The organism is Cupriavidus sp. 05T313, assembly GCF_056396665.1.
Genome location: NZ_JBFTLX010000669.1, coordinates 1 through 409 on the forward strand (window position 1 = coordinate 1; position 409 = coordinate 409).

1 protein-coding gene is annotated in these 409 nt (G+C 70.7%); it reads left to right on the plus strand.

All coding sequences use genetic code 11. The features are described from left to right. The coding region (locus tag AC1DKD_RS42280) for an RDD family protein (protein WP_477144872.1) at positions 1–409 on the plus strand (409 nt) is incomplete at both ends.

The window sequence follows — 409 nt, forward strand, 5'->3', positions numbered from 1 at the left end:
CCGGTCGCTCGGGAAACTGGCCACGGGCCTGCGGGTGGTGCGTGAGGACGGCGGTGCCATCCGGTTCCGGCATGCCGTGATCCGCGGGCTGACCGGATTCCTCGAAATCTACCTGACGTTCGGCGGGCTTGCCCTCGCCGTGGCACTCTTCAACGACAAATCCAGGCGGCTCGGCGACCTGCTCGCCGGCACGTACGCCGTGCGAAGCAGGGTTCCCGCCGAAGCGGCCGTCCAGGTTTTCGTGCCGCCCTACCTTCAGGCGTGGGCGGCCGCGGCGGACATCGGGCGGATTCCCGACGCCACTGCGCGCAGGGCCGCCCAGTTCATCCGCCAGGCGGGCCGGATGGCTCCGCTTTCAAGGGCCGGCATGGCGCGGGCTATCGCCGAGGAACTGTCAGCCCACGTGGCC